This is a genomic window from Neisseria sp. P0021.S005 (assembly GCF_051956955.1).
In genome coordinates, this window is sequence record NZ_JBQCWY010000536.1 from 1 (window position 1) to 2,129 (window position 2,129).

General features: G+C 47.7%; 1 protein-coding gene and 1 pseudogene. One reads left to right on the top strand and one right to left on the bottom strand.

From position 1 onward, the window contains the following. Positions 1–308: pseudogene (locus tag ACTHUE_RS16540) on the bottom strand (porin); the annotation flags it as partial. A 327-nt stretch (positions 309–635) separates the two neighbouring features. On the opposite strand from ACTHUE_RS16540, the gene ACTHUE_RS16545 reads away from it, so the two are divergent. Continuing rightward, a partial coding sequence (locus ACTHUE_RS16545; RefSeq protein WP_440424014.1) for a peptide ABC transporter substrate-binding protein occupies positions 636–2,129 on the top strand: 1,494 nt, incomplete at its 3' end.

Below are 2,129 nucleotides of genomic sequence, written 5' to 3' on the forward strand. Positions count from 1 at the left end.
AGGTTTTTGTAGCTGTTGAGCGCGACGTATGAGTCGGCAGTACCCCAGCCGCCCCAGCGGTCGGAATCGAAGTAAATAAAGGAGCCAAGTTGCCATTTCAGCCATAAGTCGTTGTTGAGTCGTACTTCATCGGAGAGATAAAGACTGGAACTTTTATCGGAAATGGTTGTAGAGGTTACACTGGTTTTATTGTTGTGTTCGACCTCGGTCATGATGTAGATGGTGCCGCTCATTTTAGGTTCGGCGTGGGCGGCGCTTATGGAAGAGCCTATGAGGGCAGTGGCAATAAAGTAAGATAACTTCTTCATTTGATTCTCCTTTTTATGTCTTTTTCTTGCTTATGGCGAAAGAGTTCGGATAATCTTATTTGACAAATCATAAAAAATCAATACATTTGTAACTTATCGTAGGATAAATTGAAAAATAGTTTTCAGTTACGTATTTTTGTGTTAATTTGCCGACAATCTTAGACGGCTATTATTATTTCGATGGAATATGTGGTTTAAAACACTATTTTCATGGTTTGAAATAGATGATTTAACTATGCTGGAGAACTTCTAAATAAATGTAGTTGAGTGTAGTTTGAATAATTAGGCCGTCTGAAAAAGAAGAATACCCAAAAGAAGGAATGAAATATGGCCGGAAAAACCTATCCGCTGTTGGCTGCATCATTGGCTGCCGTATTCGCATTGTCGGCGTGCAGCCGCGATGTTAAGCCTGCTCCTGAGTTTAAACGTACCGATTATGAGCGCGTGGTGGTCAGCAACGGTGTTGAGCCGGGTACGCTGGATCCTCAAATGAGTGGCGATATGGCGGCCGGTGCGATTATCCGTCAGTTGATGGATGGTTTGGTCGGTACGGATGCCGAAGGTAAAACCATTCCTGCTTTGGCGGAAAAATGGGAGAGCGAGGGCGAGCGTATTTGGACCTTCCATCTGCGTGATGCCAAATGGAGCAATGGCGATCCGATTACCGCCGAAGATTTCGTGTACAGCTTTCGCCGTCTTGCCGATCCAGCCACCGGCGCACCTTTCGGCAGCTATTTGGTCGATGCCCAAGTGGAAAATGCGGAAGATATATTAAACGGCAAAGCCAAGCCTGAGACATTGGGTGTCAAGGCGTTGGACGCAAAAACCCTGCAATTTACGCTGATTGCGCCGGTACCTTATTTCCCCGATATGCTGATTCAGCAATTCACTTTCCCAGTTCATCGCGCCACTGTCGAAAAATACGGCAATAAGTGGACGCAGCCCGGTCATTATGTTTCCAGTGGCGCTTATCTGTTAACGGATTGGAAAGTCAACAGCCACATCAATATGGAACGTAATCCCAATTATTACGATAAAGACAAAGTGGCCATTCCAAAGGCGGTTTTTCTGTCAGGCAGCGGCGAGTACAACCGTTATCGCGCCAATGAAATTGATGTGACTTACGGCATTCCCAGCGATCAGGTCAAAGTGGCGGATATTGAGTTTCCAGGCCAAGTAAGACGCACGACTTCTTTGTGCAGCTGGTATTTGGAGCCGAACCACGAAGCGGCGCCGTTTAATGATCCGCGCGTCCGCAAGGCGCTCAATATGCTGACGCGCCGCGACATTGTCGTTAAAGTGGGCGGCCGCGGCGATACGCCTGCGTTCCAATTGACGCCGCCGCAAATGCAGGGCGTGATTCCCGTTTATCCTGAGTGGAAAGAGTGGACGCCTGAAAAACGCATCGAAACCGCGCGCAAACTGTTGAACGAAGCAGGCTACAACGATGACCATCCGCTTGAGTTCGATATTTTGTACAGCACCAGCGAAGCGTCCAAAAAACAAATTACTGCCGTGCAGTCGGTGTGGAAAGCCGCCATTCCGTTTATCCGTCCGACTTTGTCCAACGAGGAATGGAAAACTTATTTGGATACGCGCGCGCAAGGCAATTTCAAGGTTTCGTTCAGCGGCTGGTGTTCCGATTTCAACGATCCGGCGGGCATGCTCAATATCTTGAAATCCAACAACTCAAACAATGCATTCCGCTACAAAAGCGCGGCGTTTGATACATTTATGAACAATACGCTGAAAGATGGTGTCAGCAAGGAAGCGCGCAGCCAGCTCTATGCCGATGCGGAGAAGCAGCTTCAAGAAGACGCT